At 74.0% G+C, this 17832-nt stretch carries 17 protein-coding genes and 1 tRNA gene; 13 read left to right on the forward strand and 5 right to left on the reverse strand.

The genetic code is table 11. From position 1 onward, the window contains the following. Positions 1 to 144: 144 nt before the first annotated feature. Both EV374_RS09385 and EV374_RS09390 read left to right on the forward strand, forming a co-directional pair. The gene (locus EV374_RS09385) at positions 145 to 735 is read left to right on the forward strand and encodes a YqgE/AlgH family protein (protein WP_089001872.1); all 591 of its coding nucleotides are present in this window, start codon (positions 145 to 147) and stop codon (positions 733 to 735) included. Positions 736 to 823: 88 nt separating this feature from the next. Continuing rightward, positions 824 to 896, forward strand: a tRNA-Ala gene (locus EV374_RS09390). A 71-nt stretch (positions 897 to 967) separates the two neighbouring features. On the opposite strand, the gene EV374_RS33305 is transcribed toward EV374_RS09390, so the two are convergent. Beyond that, positions 968 to 1147, reverse strand: a complete 180-nt coding sequence (locus tag EV374_RS33305; RefSeq protein ID WP_486485653.1) for a hypothetical protein — start codon at positions 1145 to 1147, stop codon at positions 968 to 970. A gap of 779 nt (positions 1148 to 1926) precedes the next feature. Between EV374_RS33305 and EV374_RS09400 the strand changes: the two genes are divergently transcribed. Then, entirely contained in the window at positions 1927 to 2868 is a 942-nt protein-coding gene (locus EV374_RS09400) for a phytanoyl-CoA dioxygenase family protein (RefSeq protein ID WP_165947731.1), read from the forward strand. Between the two features lie 117 nt (positions 2869 to 2985). On the opposite strand, the gene EV374_RS09405 is transcribed toward EV374_RS09400, so the two are convergent. The 3 genes from EV374_RS09405 to mgrA all read right to left on the reverse strand — a co-directional run bounded on the left by EV374_RS09405 (position 2986) and on the right by mgrA (position 5676). After that, on the reverse strand, positions 2986 to 4044 hold the full coding sequence (locus tag EV374_RS09405) for a hypothetical protein (protein ID WP_132233622.1): 1059 nt from the start codon (positions 4042 to 4044) through the stop codon (positions 2986 to 2988). Beyond that, a complete protein-coding gene (locus EV374_RS09410) occupies positions 4041 to 4529 on the reverse strand; it encodes a SigE family RNA polymerase sigma factor (RefSeq protein ID WP_486485654.1) in 489 nt (162 codons plus the stop codon). Before EV374_RS09410 ends, EV374_RS09405 begins: the two co-directional genes overlap by 4 nt. Before the next feature lie 151 nt (positions 4530 to 4680). Continuing rightward, entirely contained in the window at positions 4681 to 5676 is a 996-nt protein-coding gene (mgrA, locus tag EV374_RS09415; protein ID WP_486485655.1) for an aldo-keto reductase family protein, read from the reverse strand. A 77-nt stretch (positions 5677 to 5753) separates the two neighbouring features. Here mgrA and EV374_RS09420 point away from each other — a divergent pair, with 77 nt between their 5' ends. The 8 genes from EV374_RS09420 to EV374_RS09455 all read left to right on the forward strand — a co-directional run bounded on the left by EV374_RS09420 (position 5754) and on the right by EV374_RS09455 (position 14603). Next, entirely contained in the window at positions 5754 to 6722 is a 969-nt protein-coding gene (locus EV374_RS09420; protein WP_132233624.1) for an aldo/keto reductase, read from the forward strand. Positions 6723 to 6726: 4 nt separating this feature from the next. Then, entirely contained in the window at positions 6727 to 7227 is a 501-nt protein-coding gene (locus tag EV374_RS09425; RefSeq protein WP_132233626.1) for a hemerythrin domain-containing protein, read from the forward strand. A gap of 65 nt (positions 7228 to 7292) precedes the next feature. After that, positions 7293 to 8537: a histidine kinase gene (locus tag EV374_RS09430; protein WP_132233628.1), complete on the forward strand. Its 1245-nt coding sequence runs from the start codon at positions 7293 to 7295 to the stop codon at positions 8535 to 8537. Continuing rightward, positions 8534 to 9202 (forward strand): response regulator transcription factor, encoded by a 669-nt coding sequence (locus tag EV374_RS09435; RefSeq protein WP_132233630.1) that lies wholly within the window; start codon positions 8534 to 8536, stop codon positions 9200 to 9202. The genes EV374_RS09430 and EV374_RS09435 overlap by 4 nt, the downstream gene beginning before the upstream one ends. A 77-nt stretch (positions 9203 to 9279) precedes the next feature. Beyond that, positions 9280 to 10356 carry a hypothetical protein gene (locus EV374_RS09440; RefSeq protein WP_132233632.1) on the forward strand — a complete coding sequence of 359 codons (1077 nt, stop codon included), beginning with the start codon at positions 9280 to 9282 and terminating at the stop codon, positions 10354 to 10356. Positions 10357 to 10416: 60 nt separating this feature from the next. After that, positions 10417 to 11928, forward strand: a complete 1512-nt coding sequence (locus tag EV374_RS09445; protein WP_132233634.1) for a magnesium chelatase ATPase subunit I — start codon at positions 10417 to 10419, stop codon at positions 11926 to 11928. Between the two features lie 2 nt (positions 11929 to 11930). After that, positions 11931 to 13883, forward strand: a complete 1953-nt coding sequence (locus EV374_RS09450) for a VWA domain-containing protein (protein WP_132233636.1) — start codon at positions 11931 to 11933, stop codon at positions 13881 to 13883. A 255-nt stretch (positions 13884 to 14138) separates the two neighbouring features. Further along, positions 14139 to 14603, forward strand: a complete 465-nt coding sequence (locus tag EV374_RS09455; RefSeq protein WP_132233638.1) for a hypothetical protein — start codon at positions 14139 to 14141, stop codon at positions 14601 to 14603. Between the two features lie 15 nt (positions 14604 to 14618). On the opposite strand, the gene EV374_RS09460 is transcribed toward EV374_RS09455, so the two are convergent. Further along, positions 14619 to 14903 (reverse strand): DUF427 domain-containing protein, encoded by a 285-nt coding sequence (locus tag EV374_RS09460; RefSeq protein WP_132233640.1) that lies wholly within the window; start codon positions 14901 to 14903, stop codon positions 14619 to 14621. 109 nt (positions 14904 to 15012) lie between these two features. Between EV374_RS09460 and EV374_RS09465 the strand changes: the two genes are divergently transcribed. After that, complete coding sequence (locus EV374_RS09465) at positions 15013 to 16413, forward strand: FAD-binding oxidoreductase (protein WP_132233642.1); 1401 nt, start codon at positions 15013 to 15015, stop codon at positions 16411 to 16413. Beyond that, complete coding sequence (locus EV374_RS09470; RefSeq protein ID WP_132233644.1) at positions 16410 to 17753, forward strand: class I SAM-dependent methyltransferase; 1344 nt, start codon at positions 16410 to 16412, stop codon at positions 17751 to 17753. The genes EV374_RS09465 and EV374_RS09470 overlap by 4 nt, the downstream gene beginning before the upstream one ends. Positions 17754 to 17832 lie beyond the last annotated feature (79 nt).

The raw sequence follows: 17832 nt of genomic DNA on the forward strand, positions 1-17832 counted from the left end.
TCCCTCGTGTCCGCCGATCTACCGCACGTCAGACCTTAGCCACCGCCCCGGGGGCAAGCTATGGTGCCAGGCATGGCGTTCACAGCGCGGATGACACCGGTGCCCCCGGGCGTCCCGGTCCGGTCGGTCTGACGGGTGTCCGGCATGCAGGGAGAGGGGCAGGCGATCGGCGGGCGGGCGACGGGGTCGATGACCGGGCGGCTGCTGGTCGCGACGCCGGCGCTGAAGGACCCGAACTTCGACCGTACGGTGGTGCTGCTCGTGGCGCACGAGCCCGGCGGCGCCCTCGGCGTGGTGCTCAACCGGGCCACCGAGGTGCCGGTCGCCGACGTGCTCGGCGACTGGAGCGACCTGGCCCGCGACCCGGCGGTGCTCTTCGAGGGCGGCCCCGTGCAGCCCGACTCGGCGATCTGCCTGGCCCGGATGCGCCACCCGGTGCAGCGGCTCAGGGGATTCCACCAGGTCTCCGGGGCGGTCGGGACCCTCGACCTCTCCGTCGACCCGGGGCCGCTGCGGGAGGGCATCACCGGCATCCGGGTCTTCGCCGGCTACTCCGGCTGGGGCACGGGGCAGTTGGAGCAGGAGATCGAGGACGGCTCCTGGTTCGTGCTGGACGCGCTGCCCGGCGACGCCTTCGTGGACCGGCCGGACGACCTGTGGCCGATGGTGCTGCGCCGCCAGGGCGGCATGATGGCGGCGGTCGCGCACTTCCCGCCCGACGTGGCGCTCAACTGAGCCGCGCGGGGGGAGGGCCCCCGCGAGATGACCATGCGGCGGGCGCTGTGTATAGTTCTCTCGTGCCCGGGTGACCGGGACGAGGCAAGGGGCCGTGGCGCAGCTGGTAGCGCACCACACTGGCAGTGTGGGGGTCAGGGGTTCGAGTCCCCTCGGCTCCACCCTTGTGTTTGTAGGTCAGCGGCCTGGTCGAGAGCGATTCGACCAGGCCGCTGACCTGTTCTCCGGCCGGTCAGGCGGCGCGGCGGGCCCGGCGGCGGGCCTGCATGTACCGGCCGATCGAGGCGAAGACCGGCGCGGCGTCGGCGTCGGCGTCGCGGCCGGTGCGCGCCAGCCCGTACGCCAGGACGTTCGCGTCGTTCAGCCAGTCGGCGTGCCGGGTGGCCGGCTGGTGGAACCACCGGGACAGCACGTTGTCGAGATATGTGCCCCTCCCGATGCCAGGGGTCGCGCCGGGTCAGCTCACGCCACGTCTCCTCGACGTCCTCCCGTGGCGTGCTCTGGCCGATCATCAGGTCCAACAGGTTGACGTACGGCGTGGGGTCCCCGGGGGCGCGCCGCATCGCCAGATCATTCACCTGCCGGGCCGGTTGCAGCAGGCGGTTGAACTCGGTCCACTGCGCCGGGCGGACGCTGGCGGCCCAGTCCCCGCCGCGCACCTCCCAGGCTCGTGCCATCAGGGACCGGGCACGTACGAGTTGCGCATCCGGACTGGTGGGCGTGCGCGCCGCCCAGCGGTCGGTCCAGGCGGCCGCGGTGTCGACCCGGCCGGTCGCAGGGTCGACCCGGGAGCCCAGCCCACCGGCGGTCGACGCGGCCATGACGCGCACGTACCGCGCCCGACGGTCGTGGTCGCCTCGGGTGGCAGCCAGCGCCTTCCGGGCGGACTCGGTGTCGGAGCCGTACCGCGCCTGCGTGCACGCCTCGCGCAGCACGGCGTCGTCCTGGGCCAGGTTCGTATCCATCTAACGGGTGAGCAGCCGCCACACGGTCGAGATCACGATCACGGATGGTAGGCGTCGGCTGGCGTCCTCCTCGGGCCTGGACCTGGTCCCCCTCGCGAATAGGGGTCCTGTCGCACAAGTGAGGCGTTGTCGCCCACCGTGCCTTCTGTCACGATCGCCCCACTGGAGGCCTTTCCCCCGCCGGGTGGTTGGGCCCGATCCCGTGCGGCCAGCGAAGGAGCCGATGGTGGACCACCCCCACGCGTTGACAGCCGAGCAACAGGACCAGTTCCGGCGCGACGGGCACCTGATTTTGCGGGGCGTGCTCCCGACCGGAACGCTGGACGCGCTGCACGGCTCGTTCAGCCGCGTCGTGGACCACCTCGCCCGGCAGTGGCAGCAGCGCGGGGTGATCACCGAGACCTTCGCCGACCTGCCGTACGACCAGCGTTACCTGCGCCTGATCGAGTCCAGCCAGGTCCGCGTACCGGCCGCCTGGCGGCGGATCCTGGTGGGCCGGCCGGTGTACGACCTGTGGCGCACCCCCGAGCTGCTCGGCCCGGTGCGCAGCCTGATCGGCGACGAGGTCTACGCGCACGGCGTCTGGAACGCCCGGCCGCGCGACCCCCACGGCCGCACCCAGCAGGTCGCCTGGCACCAGGACGCCTACTACTACAAGGGTTGGGACGCCTCGGTCGGGCCGCTGCTGTCGGTGTGGATTCCGCTGGTGCCCGTCGACGAGGACACCGCCTGCCTCCAGTTCGTCACCGGCTCGCACACCCGGGGCTGGATCTCCCGCGACCGCCTGCCCAACGGCGAGTACGGCACGTCGGACGAGGCCATCGGGGACGGCCCGGTCAGCACCGCCCGGATGGAGCCCGGCGACGTGGTGATCTTCACGGACACCACGCTGCACCGCTCGACGCCCAACGTGTCGGACCGCATCCGGTGGAACATCGACATCCGGTTCGCCCCGGCGGTCGACGAGGTGGTCCGGAACTCGCCGCGCGGCTACCGCTGCTTCAGCGCCGCCGACCCGGCACAGGTCGAGTCGTTCGAGACCTGGGCCGGCCGGTACCGGTACGAGCCGGAGGACCTGCTGACGGAGCTGACGAACTTCGAGGAGGGCTACGACCTCGACGTGCTGAGGGCCTTCTCCCGGGCGTCGCCGTACGCCGACATCTACTGACCGGGCGTTCCCGGAACGACCGGAACCTCGACGGACCCCACCCGACGTCGGCACACCGGATGACCGGCGGGTACCGACGTCGGGTGGGGCACCGTCATGGCTCGGCTGCCCCCGGTGTCAGCCGAACCAGCGCACCCCCTCGGCGATCCGGACGAGTTCCGAAGCGGCGACGGCCGGGTCCGGCGAAGGTGACAGCCGGGCTGGTACGGGGCCGGACCCCGACACCACCAGTTGCCCGCCCTGGAAGCCCTCCAGCACGAGGGCCCTTCCCTGGTCGGTCAGGTAGGTCGGCAGCCCCTGCACGTCCCCGACCCGCTCGTCCGGGTTGAGCGGGAACCGGTTCGCCGCGTCCGCGGTCCAGGTGATCCTGTACGTGGCATCGACGTCGATCGTCGGCTGGTCGGTGACCACCCCGTCCTCGGTGACGCCCTCCTTCCCACCCAACGGCAGGCCGGAGCCGTCCCGGTACGCCACCCCGGAGAGCCGGCCACCGCCGTCCGTGACCGTGGCGAGGCGCTGCCCGGACGGCAGGTAGGTCGGGGCGAACGGGGAGCTGAGCAACCCCGACGGCGTCTCGGTCACCTGCTCGGCGATCCGCCGGGCCGTGGCCTCCAGCCCCTTGGTCGCCGGACCGCCCGGTGTGCCGACGCCGTACTCCAGCGAGGCCCAGCGGCCCGACGGGAGTGGGAACTCGACGAGCGACCGGGTCGCCCGGGTGACTGTCCGCCCGGGACGGCCGTTGACGGCGACAGGCTTCCATCCGCGCACCGTCGGTGTGCCCTGCCGGCCCGACTGGTCAATGCTCACGCTGAGGTACGGGCCGCCGCTCATCGGATAGAGGATGCTCTGTGCGGCGGGGCCGCAGCTCCGGATCGGCGTGGACAGCCCCGTGGGAAGCCAGCCGAGGCTGATCCGGCACTCCTGCGGCGGCACCGGGGTCGCCCGCGCGGACGGGGACGTGCTGCCGGCCGGGCGGGGCAGGAACTCCTCGTCACCGCCGACGAGCACCGTCGTGCCGGTCAGCCCCAGCGTGGCGACCGCGGCGAGCCCGACGGTCGCGTACCGGCGTCGCCGGCCGGAGCGGGCTATCCCGTCCCGCACCCCGGCCAGCACGACCTCGGCGTCGGGCGTGTGCCGTTCCCCCTCGGCAAGGGCCCGGAACAGTCGTGCGTTCATCGACTCTCCTCCAGTTCCAGCTCAAGCCTGAGCGCGGCGAGGGCACGGGCCCGGTAGACCCGGACCGACGCGACCGCGCACCGCAGCACGTGGGCGATCTCGACATCGGAAAGGTCCTCGTAGTAGCGCAGCACCACCACGGCCCGCTGCCGGGGCGGCAGCGCCGCCAGCCGCGCCCACAGGTCGTCGCGTTCGGCATGGCCGATCGCGTGGTCGGGGTCGTGCTCCTCGACCGGTCGACGTGCCACATCCAGCGCCGCCCGTCGGGCTCGCCGCCGCCACAGGGAGAGGTACTCGGTGAGCACCATCCGGCGTAGGTACAGGTCGGGCCGGTCCATCCGGCCGATTCGGCCCCACCGGGCGTGCGCCCGGATCATCGCGTCCTGGACCACGTCCTGGGCGAGGTCCCGGTCGCCGGCCAGCACGGCCGCGTACCGCAGCAGGGCCGGCAGCCGGGCTGCCATCACGTCGTCGAAACTTTCCACCCGCGCACCTCCTGCCAGAAGAACGCCACGGGCTCCCCGGGGTGTGACACGGGTCGTCGGTCGACTCGATGACACCGTCCTCGCGCGACGGGCACCCCCGGCGGTCACCGTGCGGCCGCGCCGGGGGTGCCCGGAAGGAGTTGCGGGGATGTCAGCCGAGGTGGCGCTCGATCTCGGCCAGCTCCTCGGCGCTGAGGTCCAGGTTGTCCAGGGCGGCGACGTTCGCCTCCAGCTGCGGCACGCTGCTCGCCCCGATGATCACGCTGGTCATCCGCGGGTCGCGCAGCGCCCAGGCGAGCGCGAGCTGGGCCAGCGACTGGCCGCGCCGCTCGGCGATCGCGCCGAGCGCCCGGATGGTGGCCATCTTCTCCTCGCCGAGGTCGCTCTCGCTGAGGAAGACGCTGGTGCGCACCCGGGAGTCCGCCGGGATGCCGCCCAGGTAGCGGTCGGTGAGCAGGCCCTGGGCGAGCGGGCTGTACGCGATGCAGCCCGCGCCGACGCGCTCCAGCGTGTCCAGCAGGCCGTCGTCCTCCGTCCAGCGGTTGAGCATCGAGTACGACGGCTGGTTGATCAGCAGCGGCGTACCCAGGTCGCGCAGGATCGCGGCGGCCCGCTCGGTCTGCGCGGAGTCGTAGTTGGAGACGCCGACGTAGAGCGCCTTGCCGGCCCGGACGACGGCGTCGAGGGCGCCCATCGTCTCCTCCAGCGGGGTGTCCGGGTCGAAGCGGTGCGAGTAGAAGATGTCGACGTGGTCCAGCCCGAGGCGGCGCAGCGACTGGTCCAGCGAGGAGACCAGGTACTTGCGGGAGCCCCACTCGCCGTACGGGCCGGGCCACATCAGGTAGCCGGCCTTCGTGGAGACGACGAGTTCGTCCCGGTACGGCCGCAGGTCGGTGGCGAGCATCCGGCCGAAGTTCTCCTCGGCGCTGCCCGGCGGCGGTCCGTAGTTGTTGGCCAGGTCGAAGTGGGTCACGCCCAGGTCGAAGGCGCGGCGGACGACGTCGCGCTGCCGCTCGTACGGCCGGTCCGGGCCGAAGTTGTGCCACAGTCCGAGCGAGACGGCGGGCAGCCGCAGTCCGCTGCGCCCGCTGCGCCGGTAGGTCATCTGGTCGTAGCGCTCATCTGCGGCGAGGTAGGTCACGGTCACCGACCCTATCCCCGCCGGTGGCGGGCGTGCGCGGCGAACGGGCCTGCGACAACGGACGCCGGGGTAGTTTCGGGACCATGCGCTTCGTCCCGCTCGACACCCCCAAGCCCCTGTCCAAGATCGGCCTCGGCACCTGGCAGTTCGGGTCCCGGGAGTGGGGCTACGGCCCCGAGTACGAGCGCCGGGCCGCCGACATCGTCCGGCGCGCCGTCGACCTCGGCATCACCGTCTTCGACACCGCCGAGCTGTACGGCTTCGGCCGCAGCGAGCGGATCCTCGGCGAGGCGCTCGGCGACGACCGGCCGAAGGTCGTGATCGCCACCAAGATCCTGCCGATCCTGCCGGTCGCCCCGGTGGTGCAGCAGCGGGCGGTCGCCTCGGCCGCCCGGCTCGGCGTCACCCACCTCGACCTCTACCAGGTGCACCAGGCCAACCCGCTGGTCGCCGACCACACCACCATGCGCGGCATGCGCGCGTTGCAGGACGTCGGGCTGGTCGGCGAGGTCGGCGTCAGCAACTACGGCCTGCGCCGCTGGCAGGTCGCGGAGGCGGCGCTCGGCCGGCGGGTGATCAGCAACCAGGTCCGCTACAGCATGGTCGACCGCGGGCCGGAGCACGACCTGCTGCCGTACGCGAAGCAGGCCGGCCGCGTCGTCATCGCGTACAGCCCGCTAGCCCAGGGCTTCCTCTCCGGCCGGTACGACGCGAAGAACCCGCCGAGCGGGGCGGTACGCCGGGCCAACCCCTACTTTCTGCCGGAGAACCTGGAGCGCGGCGCGACGCTGATCGAGACCCTGCGGCAGGTGGCCGACGCGCACGACGCCACGCCCAGCCAGATTGCCCTCGCCTACCTGCTGCGCCACCCGAACGTGCTGGCCATCCCCGGCGCGTCCGGCGTGGAACAGGTCGAACGCAACGCGGCTGCCGCCGACATCGACCTGGCCGACGACGAACACGCCGCGCTGGCCCGCGCGGCGAAGGAGTTCCGCCCGATCACCGGCCTGGCGGCGGCGCCCCGCCTGCTGCGGGCCCGAGCCGGAAGGTGAGCCGATGGACGACATCACCGCACTGATCCTCGACGACCACGCGGCCTTCCGCCGGGGCTTCGCCCGCCTCGACGACGCCCGCGACGAGCACGAGCTGCTGGCGATCTGGGACGCGCTCGCCCTGCACCTGGACGTGCACGCCGAGGCGGAGGAGGCGATCCTCTACCCGCACCTGGTGCGCCACGGCGACGACGGCGAGGCCGAGACCGTCGACGCGATCGGCGACCACAACAAGATCCGCGACGCCGTCGCCGAGTCCAAGCTGCACCCGGTGGGCTCCGACGAGTGGTGGGCGGCGGTGCGTACCGCCCGCCGGGAGAACAGCGAGCACCTCGCCGAGGAGGAGGACGAGGCGCTGCCCGACTTCCGCCGGCATGCGAGCGTCGAGCTGCGGGCCGAGCTGGGCCGCCGCTGGCTGACCTTCCACGGCGAGCACAAGTTCGGCCGCGACCTGGCCTTCGCCGACAAGGACCCGCAGCGCTACGTCGACGAACACCGCCGCTGAGCGGAGCGCCGATCTCCCCGACGCGGGGGAGTCGGCCCGGGGCGCGACCGGGACAGAATGGGCGGGTGAAGCCCCGCACGGTCCTCGCCCCGCTGACGGCCGGCAGCACCTGGCGGCGCGGCGTGTTCCTGCTGCTCGGCGGGGTGCTCGCGCTGCCGTACGCGCTGCTGGCGGTGGCCTTCGCCCAGCTGCTCACCCGGGCGGACATCCCCCGGCCGCTGGTGCTGGCCCTGCTCGGCGTCGCGGCGGTCATCGCGGCGGTCCCGGTCTTCCTCGACGGCCCCCGGGCGCTGGAGATCGCCGCCGCGCGGACCCTGCTCGGCGTCGACCTGCCGGACCCGGCCCCCGGGCACGTCGCCGACCGGGAGACCCGGCTGCGCTCGGCGCTCTGGATCGGGCTGCACCTGGTCAGCGGCGGGCTGTTGGTGGCCGCCCTGTTCAGCGCCGTGCCGATGGCGCTCGCCTTCATCGGGCAGCAGTTCGGGCTCGACACCGGGCTGACCGGCGGCGACCGGTTCGGGCCGCTCGACGGGCGGGACACCGGCTGGCTGACCCTCGCCGGCGTCGTCGTGCTGGTGGCGCTCGGCTACGCCGTGGCCGGGCTGGGCGCGCTGGCGGTGTCGATGGCCCCGGTGCTGCTCGGCCCGGCCCAGGCGGAACGGATCGCGGCCCTGGAGGCGCGCACCGCCCGGCTCGCCGAACGCAACCGGCTGGCCCGGGAACTGCACGACTCGGTGGGCCACGCCCTCACCGTCGCCACCCTCCAGGCCGGGGCCGCCCGCGAGCTGCTCGACCGGGACCCGGAGTTCGTCCGGCGCGCGCTGGGCGCGATCGAGGAGGCCGGGCGGACCGCCATGGACGACCTCGACCACGTGCTGGGGCTGCTCCGGGAGCCCGACGGCCGGCGGGCCGCGCCGGCGCCGCAGCGTACGCTCGCCGACCTGGACCGGCTGGTGGCCGACACCCGCGCGGCCGGCCTGCCGGTCGACACCCGGCGCACCGGCGACCCGGCCGACCTGCCGGCGGCGGTCTCCCGGGAGGGCTACCGGATCGTCCAGGAGGGGCTGACCAACGCGGCCCGGTACGGTCGGGGACCGGTCACGCTGCGCCTCGACGTGCACGCCGACGCGCTGGAGCTGGAACTGGACAACACGGTCAGCCGGCGCCGCCGCGCCGACCCGGGGCGGGGCGGCCGGGGCCTGGACGGGATGCGGGAGCGGGTGCTGCTGCTCGGCGGCCGGCTGACCGTCGGACCGGACGGCGACCGCTGGCGCATCCGGGTGCGACTGCCGTTCGAGGGGACCGCATGACGACCGGAACCGCGACGACCACCGGCGTGCTGATCGTCGACGACGACGAGCTGATCCGGGTCGGGCTGCGGGCCATCCTCGACGCCCAGCCCGACCTGCGGGTGCTCGGCGAGGCCGCCGACGGCGCGGAGGTGCCGCCGCTGGTCGCCCGGCTGCGCCCCCGGGTGGTGTTGATGGACGTGCGGATGCCCGGCATCGACGGCATCCAGGCCACCCGGCGGCTGCTCGCCACCTCCGCCGACCCGCCCCGGGTGCTGGTGGTGACGACGTTCGCCAACGACGAGTACGTCTACGACGCGCTCCGCGCCGGAGCGAGCGGGTTCCTGCTCAAGCGGGCCCGACCCGCCGAGGTGGTGGAGGCGGTCCGGGTCGTCGCGCGGGGCGAGTCGCTGCTCTTCCCCGCCGCCATCCGCCGCCTCGCCGGGGCGTACGGGGGGCGGGGCGCCGACCGGCTGACGGCCGCCCGGCTCACCGAACGCGAGGCGGAGGTGCTGCGGCTGATGACCACCGGGCTGTCCAATCCGGAGATCGCCGCGCACCTGGTGGTCGGGGTGGAGACGGTGAAGACCCACGTCGGCAACGTGCTGGCCAAGCTCGGCGTCCGCGACCGCACCCAGGCGGTGATCGCCGCGTACGAGTCGGGGTTCGTCACCCCGTCGGGCTGAGCGTTCCCTCCCGAGGGGGAGCCGGTTCACCGCCGCACGGGAGGGCGTACGCGGCCCGCCGGCCGAGGCTGGGAAGCATGACGACGACCAATGTTCCCACCCATCGACCGGCCCCGAGCCGGCTGGACCGGCTCGCCCCGCTGGCCGCCGGCTGGCTCGGCCTCTGGGGGCTGCTCGCCCTGGTCTCCGCCGTCACCGGCGCCGGCTACCCCTTCGGGGCGAACGATCCGGTCGACGGCGAGGCCAACCTGCTCCGGCTGGTCCCCACCGACGTCGGCGCGCCGCTGTTCGCCGTGCTGCTGCTCGGCGCCGCCGTGGCCGCGCTCGCCATGACCGGCCCGGCCCGCCGCCGGGCCCGACCGCTGAACACCCTGCTGTCGGCGTACGCCTGGACTGTCGCGTTCCTGCTCGCCGTCGTCGTGCCGGACGTGAAGGTGCTGGTCATCCTCGGCTACCTCCCGATCCTGATCGTCGGCGCGCCGTTCGGCTGGCCGCCGGTGGACTACGCCGACGTGTTCACCTGGGCCTTGTTCGCGCGGTGCGCGGCCATGGTCGGCGGGGTGCTGCTGGCCGGGGCGGTGCTGCGCTGGCAGCGGCGCACCGCGGGCGCCTGCCCGACGTGCGGGCGCGACGGCGCCGACCACGGCTGGACCTCGCCCGCCTCGGCCGCCCGCTGGGGGCGCGTGGCGGCCTGGACCGCGGCCACCGTTCCCGCCCTGTACGCGATCACCCGGCTCGCCTGGGCGGTCGGCGTCCCGCTCGGCATCGAGCGGTCGTTCCTCGACGAGATGCGCGAGTCCGGGCTGGTCTGGGCGGGTGCCGGGCTGGGCGCGTTCGCCCTGGTGGGCGCGGTCCTCACCCTCGGGCTGGTGCAGCGGTGGGGCGAACGGTTCCCGCGCTGGATGATCGGCCTGGCCGGGCGCCCGGTGCCGGTCCGGCTGGCCGTCGTCCCGGCGACGCTGGTGGCGGTGGCGGTCACCGCGGCGAGTCTCGGCCTGCTCGCCACCCCCGCCTTCTGGGACTTCTCCGGCGGGTTCAGCCTCGCCACCGCACCGATGCTGCTCTGGCCGTTCTGGGGCGTCGCGCTCGGCGTCGCCACGTACGCGTACCACCTGCGCCGTCGGGGCACCTGCGGGAGCTGCGGACGCGGCTGAGGCGGGGGTGCCCGGTCGACGGACCGGGCGCCCCCGTTCCCGTGAGCTAGCGTTGGTCGGGTGACTGCGCCTTCCCCGGTTACCCCGGCACCTCCGGCCGACCTGCCCGGCACGCTCGGCGCGCTGCGGGCGGCCGGCCACGCGTACCGCACGGTCAAGCAGGAACTCCGCGACAACCTCCTGGCCCGGATGCGTTCCGGCGCCGACCGCTTCCCCGGCATCGTCGGCTACGACGACACGGTGCTGCCCGAGGTCGAGCGCGCGCTGCTCGCCGGGCACGACATGGTGCTGCTCGGCGAGCGGGGCCAGGGCAAGACCCGGCTCATCCGCTCGCTCGTCGGCCTGCTCGACGAGTGGACCCCGGTGATCGCCGGCTCGGTGCTCAACGAGCACCCGCTGCACCCGCTCACCCCCAGCTCTCGGGCGCTGGTCGCCGAGGCCGGCGACGACCTGCCGGTGGCGTGGCTGCACCGCTCGATGCGCTACGGCGAGAAGCTGGCCACCCCGGACACCAGCGTCGGCGACCTGATCGGCGACGTCGACCCGATCCGGATCGCCCAGGGGCGCACCCTCGGCGACCCGGAGACGATCCACTTCGGCCTCGTCCCGCGTACCAACCGGGGCATCTTCGCCGTCAACGAGCTGCCCGACCTGGCCGAACGGATCCAGGTGGCGCTGCTCAACGTGCTGGAGGAGCGGGACATCCAGGTCCGCGGCTACCAGCTGCGGCTGCCACTGGACCTGTTCCTGGTGGCCAGCGCCAACCCGGAGGACTACACCAACCGGGGCCGGATCATCACCCCGCTGAAGGACCGCTTCGGCGCCGAGGTGCGTACCCACTACCCGGTCGACCTCGACCTGGAGCTGGCCCTCATCCGGCAGGAGGCCGACCTGGTCGCCGAGGTGCCGGAGCACGTGCTGGAGGTCCTCGCGCGGTTCGCCCGCGCGGTGCGCGAGTCGCCGTCGGTGGACCCGCGCTCGGGTGTCTCCGCCCGGTTCGCCATCGCCGCCGCCGAGACGGTCGCCGCCGCCGCGCTGCGCCGCGCCGGCCTGCTGGCCGCCGCCGGCACGGTGCCCCCCGCCGAGCGGTTAGGAAGGGCACCTTCCACATCAGAAAGCGATAGCAAGGTGCCCTTCCTTTCATCCGAGGGGGCGGTGGCGCGGGTGGGGGACGCGGTTTCCGTGACCAGCACCCTGCGCGGGAAGGTCGAGTTCGAGAGCGGCGAGGAGGGCCGGGAGGTCGAGATCCTCGGCCACCTGCTGCGGACCGCGACCGCCGAGACGTTCCGGGCCCGGCTGGCGGGGCTGGACCTCTCCGGGTTCACCGCCCTGGTCGACGAGGACGCCGTCATCGAGACCGGCGAGCTGGTCAGTTCCGCCGAGCTGCTGCGCCAGGTGGGCACCGTGCCCGGCCTGGCCAAGGCGCTGGACCGGCTCGGGCTGGGCGACGCGCCCACCCCGGAGCAGGTCGCGGCCGGCGTGGAGTTCGTCCTGGAAGGGCTGCACCTGACCCGCCGGCTCGGCAAGGACGTCACCGACTCCGGCCGGACCCGCTACGGCGGCCGGGCCTGAGCATGGCCGGCGACCGGTTCCGGTACGGGCAGTGGCGGGGCGGCCCCGACCCGCTCGCGCCCCCGTACGACGTGCGGGGGGCGGTGGACGCCGTCGGTGCCGAGGTGCTGGCCGGCGGCAGTCTCCGGGAGGCGCTGCGGAGCCTGCTGCGGCAGGGCCCCCAGGGGCGCGGCGGCCTCGACGACCTCGCCGCCCGGGCCAGGCGGCTGCGCCGGGAGGCGTTGCGCCGGGGCGACCTGGACGGGGCGGTCACCCGGGCCCGGGCCCTGCTCGACCAGGCGCTCGCCGCCGAGCGGGACGAGCTGCGCGGGCGCGACGACGACGCGCGGTTCGCCGAGGCGGTGCTGGACAACCTGCCCCGCTCGACGGCCCGCGCCGTGGAGGAGCTGACCGGCTACCGGTGGAGCAGCGACGAGGCCCGCCGGACGTACCAGCGGATCCTCGACGGGCTGCGCGACGATGTGCTCGGCCAGCGCTTCGCCGGGCTGCGCGACGCGGTGCGCGCCTCGGCGGATCCGGCCGCGCAGCAGCGGCTGGCCGAGATGATGCGCGACCTCAACGACCTGCTGGCCCGCCACGCCCGGTCGGAGGACACCACCGACGCCTTCGCCGAGTTCATGCGCCGGCACGGCGCGTTCTTCCCCGAGCAGCCGGCCGACGTCGACGAGTTGGTCGACGTGCTGGCCCGGCGCTCCGCCGCCGGTGAGCGGCTGATGCGCTCGCTCTCCGACCGCCAACGTGAGGAGTTGGCCGGCCTGATGCGGCAGTCGCTCGGCGACCGGCTCGCCGGGGAGCTGTCCGCGCTGGACGCCAACCTCCGGGCGCTCCGCCCCGACCTGCACCGGGGCCAGGGCGAGCGGGTGCGGGGCGAGCGGCCGCTCGGCTACGGCGAGGCCGCCGGCGCGCTCGGCGAGATCGCCGAGCTGGACGAGCTGCTGGACCAGCTCGACCAGGAGCATCCGGGCGCCACCCTGGACGACGTCGACGTCGACGCGGTGGCCCGGACGCTGGGCCGCGACGCCGCCGACGACGTACGCCGGCTGCGGGAGCTGGAGCGGGAGCTGCGCCGGCAGGGTTGGGTGAGCCGGGACGCCGACGGGCTGACCCTGAGCCCGAAGGCGCTGCGCCGGCTCGGCGGCACGGCGCTGCGGCGGGTCTTCGCGGACCTGACGGCCGGGCCGCGCGGCCAGCACGACCTGCGCTCGGCGGGCGCCGCCGGCGAGGTCAGCGGCGGATCGAGGCCTTGGGAGTACGGCGACGAGCAGCCCCTGGACGTGGTGCGGACGCTGGCCCGCGCGGTCCGCCGTGCCGGCTCCGGTGTGCCGGTCCAGCTGGCCGTCGAGGACTTCGAGGTGGTGGAGACCGAGCGGCGGGCCTCGGCGGCGGTGGTGCTCTGCGTCGACCTCTCCTACTCGATGATCTCCCAGGGCCGGTGGGGCCCGATGAAGCAGACCGCGCTGGCGCTGGCGCACCTGATGGCCACCCGGTTCCCCCAGGACGCGTTGCAGATCGTCGGCTTCGGCCTGGAGGCGCTGCCGCTGACCCAGCAGGAACTGGCCGCCGTCGAGCCGGACCTGCGGCAGGGCACGAACCTCCAGCACGCGCTGCGACTTGCCGCCCGGCACCTGCGGCGGCACCCGGACGCCGAGCCGGTGGTGCTGGTCGTCACCGACGGGGAGCCGACCGCCCACCTGGACCCGGACGACGGGGAGGCGCTGTTCCACTGGCCGCCGCTGCCGGAGACCATCGCGGCGACCGTGGGCGAGGTGGACCGGCTCACCCGCTACGGGGCCACGCTCAACCTCTTCATGCTCGGCGACGATCCCGGCCTGCGCCGCTTCGTCGACGCCGTGGCCCGCCGCTCGAAGGGCCGCATGTTCACCCCCGACCTGGAGGATCTCGGCGAGTACGTGGTCTCCGACTACCTCCGCACCCGGCAACCCCGCCGTCGCTGACCTGACGGATTCGACGGGTTTGGACGGCTGCGCCCCGTGCCCAGCCTTGGTGCAGGGCCGGGCTGGTGCAGGCGCGTGGCCGGCAACGGTTCCGCTTTGGCCGCCGCTCCTGGTCCTGTCGACGGGGCAGCTCGACAGCGTCCGAACAACCCTTCGGCCTCCGGCGTCCCGGCACGCGTTTCCGCCGGTCCCTTCCGGGTGAACCGTGCGCGGGAACTCCGGGCCGGACAGCGTGGGCCGGGATTGACTGGGGACATGGACAGCGGGGCGTTGCGGGGGGCGTACGCGGAGGTGCTCGCGGAGGTCGAGGCGGGCGGGTTCGCGCCGCCGCCAGCCGGGCAGTTGAGCGCCGAGCAGATCGTCGCGCACCTCGCCGCCAACGACGAGCTGATGACCGAGGCGACCGAGGCGGTCATCGCGGGCTCGCCGTTCGCGTACTACGACCTGGAGACCATCCACCGCCCGCAGGTGGACGCGCTGGTTGTCGAGTGCGGCGGGTTGGCCGGGCTGGCCACCCTGCTGCGGGCCACCAGCCAGAAGCTCTGCGCGCTGACCGACCGGCTCGGCGCGGCGGCGCAGACCCCGGTCGAGACCCACCTGCGCGAGGGTTTCGACCTTGTCGTCGACGAGCCGCTGCCCTGGGGCCGCACCCTCGACCTGCACGCCCGCGTCCACCTGCCGAAGCACCTGGCCCAACTGCGCATGCTGCGCGTCGGCTGAGGCTCCGCGCCCCCGTCAGTCGACGACCCGGACGTCCTTCCAGAAGGCGACCCGGTCGCGGACCATCTCCGCCTCCGGCTTCGGCTCGGGGTAGTACCAGACCGCGTCGGCGCTGGTCCGGCCGTCGTGTTCGAGGGTGTAGTAGGACGCGGTGCCCTTCCACGGGCAGACGGTGTGCGTGTCGGACTCGCGGAGCAGGTCGTCCCGTAGGGCGGCGCGCGGGAAGTAGTGGTTCCCCTCGACCAGCACGGTGTCGTCGCTCTCGGCCACGACCAGGTCGTTCCAGACGGCTCTCGGCATGGCTCCCACGCTATGCCGCCGGCCCGGCGGCGGCCAGTGTTCCGACCACGTCGCGGACGCACCAGTGGACGTCCCCCGTCACGGGGGTTGCAGCGCGTACAGTGATCGCATGTGTGCGGTCCGTGTGGATCATCATCCGGTCGACCACGACGGTGCGGTGGCCCAGTTGCGACGGTCCTACGCGGCGGTGCCCGCGGGCGCGCCGGTGCGGCTGGCCAAGCGCACCTCCAACCTGTTCCGTCCCCGGTCCGCCCCGCGTGCGCCGGGCCTGGACGTCACCGGGCTCACGGGCGTGCTCGCCGTGGACCCGGTCGCCCGCACGGCCGACGTGCAGGGCATGTGCACCTACGAGGACCTGGTCGACGCGACCCTGCCGCACGGGCTGATGCCGCTGGTCGTGCCGCAGTTGCGCACCATCACCCTCGGCGGGGCGGTGACCGGTCTCGGCATCGAGTCGACCTCGTTCCGCAACGGCCTGCCGCACGAGTCGGTAATCGAGATGGACGTGCTCACCGGGGCCGGCGAGATCGTCACCGCCCGCCCGGAGGGGGAGCACGCCGACCTCTTCGCGGCGTTCCCCAACTCGCTGGGCAGCCTCGGCTACGCCACCCGGCTGCGCATCGAACTTCAGCCGGTACGCCGCTTCGTGGCCCTGCGCAACGTCCGGTTCACCCGGCTGGAGGCGCTCGCCGACGCGATCGCCGAGGTCGCCGCGACCCGGTCCTGGGCGGGGGAGGCGGTGGACGCGATGGACGGGGTGATGTTCAGCCCCGGCGAGGCGTACCTGGTGCTGGGCACCTTCACCGACGACGCGCCACCGCCCAGCGACTACACGGGACAGGACATCTACTACCGCTCGCTGCGCCGGCGCACGCACGACGCACTGACCACCTACGACTATCTCTGGCGCTGGGACACCGACTGGTTCTGGTGTTCGGCGGCGTTCGGGGTGCAGCACCCGGTGCTCCGGCGGGTCTGGCCGGCGCGGTGGCGGCGCAGCGACGTCTACCACCGGCTGGTCCGGTGGGAGCACCGGCACGGCGTGGCCGCCCGGATCGACCGCCTGCGGGGCCAGCCGGCGCGCGAGCGGGTGGTGCAGGACGTGGAGATCCCGCTGGAGCGGATGGCCGAGTTCCTGCGCTGGTTCGCCGGCGCCGTGGGGATGACCCCGGTCTGGCTGTGTCCGTTGCGGTTGCGCGAGCCGTCCGGTCCCGGTTCGGCCCGGGCCTGGCCGCTCTATCCGCTCCGGGCCGGGCAGGACTACGTGAACGTCGGCTTCTGGGGCAGCGTGCCGATCGCGGCCGGGGCCGCCGACGGCGACGTCAACCGGGTGATCGAGCGCATGGTGTCGGAGTCGGGCGGCCACAAGTCGCTCTACTCCGACGCGTACTACGACCGGGAATCCTTCGACCGGCTCTACGGCGGCGCGACGTGGCGCGCGGTGAAGGACCGTTACGACCCGGACCACCGGCTCACCGGACTGTACGAGAAGGCGGTAGCGAGAGCATGAGCCTGACCGATCGAGACCAGGGGGCGGCGAGCGCTCCCGCCAGCCCGCCGGCGGGGAGCCGGCGCCCGGGTCCGACCGTGGCGGACGTCGTCCGCGCGTTGACGACCGGTGCCCTGCCGGTGCGGGTCACCGGGTACGACGGCAGCGCGGTCGGCCCGGCCGACGCCGGCATCACCCTGTCGATCCGTTCCGAGCGGGGCCTGACGTACCTGCTCACCGCCCCGGGCGACCTGGGTATGGCCCGGGCGTACGTCGGCGGCGACCTGGCGTTGCAGGGGGTGCACCCGGGCGACCCGTACGAGGCGTTGCGGGTGCTCAAGGACGAGCTGCGGCTGCGTACGCCGTCGCTGGCCGAGGGGCTGGCCCTGGTGCGCGGGCTGGGCTGGGAGCGGCTGATGCCGCCGCCGCCCCCGCCGCAGGAGGCGCTGCCGCGCTGGAAGCGCCTGGTGAACGGGCTGCGGCACTCCCGCACCCGGGACAGCACCGCGATCTCCCACCACTACGACGTCTCGAACGCCTTCTACGAGAAGGTGCTCGGCCCGTCGATGACGTACACCTGCGCGCTCTTCCGCTCGCCCGACGACACGCTGGAGCAGGCGCAGGCGGCCAAGTACGACCTGGTGGCGCAGAAGCTGGCGCTGAAGGCCGGGATGCGGCTGCTCGACGTGGGCTGCGGGTGGGGCGGCATGGTCCGGCACGCGGCCCGCGAGTACGGCGTGAAGGCGCTCGGGGTGACCCTGTCCCGGGCGCAGGCCGAGTGGGCGCGGGCGGCGATCGAGCGGGAGGGGTTGACCGGCCTGGCCGAGGTGCGCCACCTCGACTACCGGGACGCGCCGGGCGAGCAGTTCGACGCGGTCTCCTCGATCGGCCTGACCGAGCACGTCGGGGTGCGTCACTACCCGGCCTACTTCGGGGCCCTGCGGGACCGGCTGCGGCCGGACGGGCGGCTGCTCAACCACTGCATCACGCGGGCCGACAACCGCGCGCCGCACCGGTCGGGCGCGTTCATCGACCGCTACGTCTTTCCCGACGGGGAGCTGGCCGGCCCGGGGCGCCTGGTCAGCGAGATCCACGACGTCGGGTTGGAGGTGCAGCACGAGGAGAACCTGCGGCTGCACTACGCGCTGACGCTGGCCGGCTGGTGCCGCAACCTCGTCGCGCACTGGGACTTCTGCGTCTCGGAGGTGGGTCCGGGCACGGCCCGGGTGTGGGGCCTCTACATGGCCGGGTCCCGGCTGGCGTTCGAGCGCAACGGCATCCAGCTGCACCAGGTGCTGGCCACCCGCCCCGGCCCGGAGGGGGCGAGCGGCTACCCGCTGCGCCCCGACTGGCTGGCCTGACCGCGTCCGACAGCCGCGCCGACCGCCGGCGCGGCTGTCGCCGAAGCTATTGACAAACAAATTTTGTACGTACAAACTG

Source organism: Micromonospora sp. CNZ303 (assembly GCF_004345505.1).